Consider the following 2,130-nt stretch of genomic DNA (forward strand, 5'->3'; position numbering starts at 1 on the left):
TTCCACAGTAGCTCAGTGGTAGAGCAATCGGCTGTTAACCGATCGGTCGTAGGTTCGAATCCTACCTGTGGAGCCATGGAGAGCTGTCCGAGTTTGGCCGAAGGAGCACGATTGGAAATCGTGTATACCGCTACCGCGGTATCAAGGGTTCGAATCCCTTGCTCTCCGCCAGTACATAGTTGGCCCGTTGGTCAAGCGGTTAAGACACCGCCCTTTCACGGCGGTAACACGGGTTCGAATCCCGTACGGGTCACCATGATGGAGGATTAGCTCAGCTGGGAGAGCACCTGCCTTACAAGCAGGGGGTCACAGGTTCGAGCCCTGTATCCTCCACCATCAATTTCATAATTCAATAGTTTTTCATATCGCGGGGTGGAGCAGTCTGGTAGCTCGTCGGGCTCATAACCCGAAGGTCGTAGGTTCAAATCCTGCCCCCGCAACCAAATATTTTAAATGGTCCGGTAGTTCAGCTGGTTAGAATGCCTGCCTGTCACGCAGGAGGTCGCGGGTTCGAGTCCCGTCCGGACCGCCATTTTAAATGAATAGATTCCATTATGATGGCTCGGTAGCTCAGTCGGTAGAGCAACGGACTGAAAATCCGTGTGTCGGCGGTTCGATTCCGTCCCGAGCCACCATTGTTGGAGGGGTAGCGAAGTGGCTAAACGCGGCGGACTGTAAATCCGCTCCCTCTGGGTTCGGCAGTTCGAATCTGCCCCCCTCCACCATTTTTCATGTTATAATAGGGGTATAGTTTAACGGTAGAACTACGGTCTCCAAAACCGTCAATGTGGGTTCGATTCCTACTACCCCTGCCATATATGGCGGCCGTGGCGAAGGGGTTAACGCACCGGATTGTGGCTCCGGCACTCGTGGGTTCGATTCCCACCGGTCGCCCCATTAAAAACTGTTGGGCTATAGCCAAGCGGTAAGGCATCGGGTTTTGATCCCGTGTATCCTAGGTTCGAATCCTAGTAGCCCAGCCAATTGCGGAAGTAGTTCAGTGGTAGAACACCACCTTGCCAAGGTGGGGGTCGCGGGTTCGAATCCCGTCTTCCGCTCCAATAAAATCTGAATATAGTATAACGTATATTTTATACGGCGGTATAGCCAAGTGGTAAGGCAGAGGTCTGCAAAACCTTTATCACCGGTTCAAATCCGGTTACCGCCTCCATTTTTATTTTTGCCGGTGTGGCGGAATTGGCAGACGCGCGGGACTCAAAATCCCGTGTCCGTTAAGGACGTGTCGGTTCGACCCCGACCACCGGTATCTAATCCGAGAACGTAAGTGTTAAAATATTACTAGCGTAAAAACGAGACGGGATATAATTTCTTGTCTCTTTTTTGTATGATTAAATAAAACCTAAATCTTTTCTTCAGAGTGAATGTATTTACATATAATCGAAAGAAAAATTAGCCCTTGTAAGAATCGCTGTTTTTCAGTCTAACATAAATCGTTAATAACATATAACTATCATCTGAACATATGTGAAAGCGCCCGTAGTGGGGATAAAATAGTTAGGAAGAGGGCTATGTTGCTAAAAGACCAAGAGAATTCATTAAATAAGCGCTCTGGGTTGAGATAATTTGGGATGGATACCTTGGGATGGAGGCATTATCCAAGAACGATTTAACAATGCATATATTATGATCTAGGGGTAACAGAATGGGTAGTTATAGAAATACTAGAGCGATTTCTACCCATACTCAGAAATATATATGACAAATTATTAGAACAAAGATAAAAATATGTTTGAATTGATTCATAATGACATACGTTAGATAAGCATTGCCCTAGTGAAATTTGATAAAATTATTATTGAAAGTAGAGCAATGGGGAATTATAAAAGAGGATCTGATATAGATATTGCAGTAATAGGGAATGGTATTACTTCCGAAACCTTATATAAGTTGTCTGATTTATCGACGAGGAATCTCCTTTACCGTATTATGTTGACCTTTTTCATTATGAATCCATCTGATAAAGAAGTTAAAATAAGTTTATGAAGCTAACTCAGAAAATTAATGAAGGTTAAGGTGGTTAGCTTGTGACTTTTTGGATCTACGTCAAGTTTTTGGACACAAAAAGATTAAGTTTTTTTGCACAACAACCATTCATGGATTGTTCCACGT

Annotated in this window: 1 protein-coding gene and 14 tRNA genes; all 15 read left to right on the forward strand. The window is 44.6% G+C overall.

The annotated features are described in order from the left end of the window. The first annotated feature begins 1 nt into the window (after nucleotide 1). Nucleotides 2-76: transfer RNA gene (locus KM885_RS17625), tRNA-Asn, on the forward strand. A gap of 1 nt (nucleotide 77) precedes the next feature. Beyond that, nucleotides 78-171: transfer RNA gene (locus tag KM885_RS17630), tRNA-Ser, on the forward strand. 10 nt (nucleotides 172-181) lie between these two features. Continuing rightward, nucleotides 182-256 (forward strand) — tRNA-Glu (locus KM885_RS17635). Between the two features lie 4 nt (nucleotides 257-260). Then, nucleotides 261-336 (forward strand) — tRNA-Val (locus KM885_RS17640). Between the two features lie 30 nt (nucleotides 337-366). After that, nucleotides 367-443: transfer RNA gene (locus tag KM885_RS17645), tRNA-Met, on the forward strand. Between the two features lie 12 nt (nucleotides 444-455). After that, a tRNA-Asp gene (locus KM885_RS17650) sits at nucleotides 456-532 on the forward strand. A gap of 27 nt (nucleotides 533-559) precedes the next feature. Then, nucleotides 560-635 (forward strand) — tRNA-Phe (locus KM885_RS17655). A 5-nt stretch (nucleotides 636-640) separates the two neighbouring features. Continuing rightward, a tRNA-Tyr gene (locus KM885_RS17660) sits at nucleotides 641-725 on the forward strand. A 16-nt stretch (nucleotides 726-741) separates the two neighbouring features. Continuing rightward, nucleotides 742-815, forward strand: a tRNA-Trp gene (locus KM885_RS17665). A gap of 6 nt (nucleotides 816-821) precedes the next feature. Beyond that, nucleotides 822-897, forward strand: a tRNA-His gene (locus KM885_RS17670). 11 nt (nucleotides 898-908) lie between these two features. Beyond that, nucleotides 909-983 (forward strand) — tRNA-Gln (locus tag KM885_RS17675). 3 nt (nucleotides 984-986) lie between these two features. Further along, a tRNA-Gly gene (locus KM885_RS17680) sits at nucleotides 987-1,061 on the forward strand. Between the two features lie 36 nt (nucleotides 1,062-1,097). Next, a tRNA-Cys gene (locus KM885_RS17685) sits at nucleotides 1,098-1,171 on the forward strand. A gap of 11 nt (nucleotides 1,172-1,182) precedes the next feature. After that, nucleotides 1,183-1,267: transfer RNA gene (locus tag KM885_RS17690), tRNA-Leu, on the forward strand. Nucleotides 1,268-1,830: 563 nt separating this feature from the next. Continuing rightward, a complete protein-coding gene (locus KM885_RS17695) occupies nucleotides 1,831-2,004 on the forward strand; it encodes a hypothetical protein (protein ID WP_216884338.1) in 174 nt (57 codons plus the stop codon). Nucleotides 2,005-2,130 lie beyond the last annotated feature (126 nt).

Source organism: Oceanobacillus caeni (genome assembly GCF_019037185.1).
GTDB lineage: Bacteria > Bacillota > Bacilli > Bacillales > Amphibacillaceae > Oceanobacillus > Oceanobacillus caeni.

Excerpts from the sequence above, each read along its gene's own strand:
- KM885_RS17695 (WP_216884338.1), top strand. The coding sequence starts at position 1,831 with ATGGGGAATTATAAAAGAGGATCTGATATAGATATTGCAGTAATAGGG.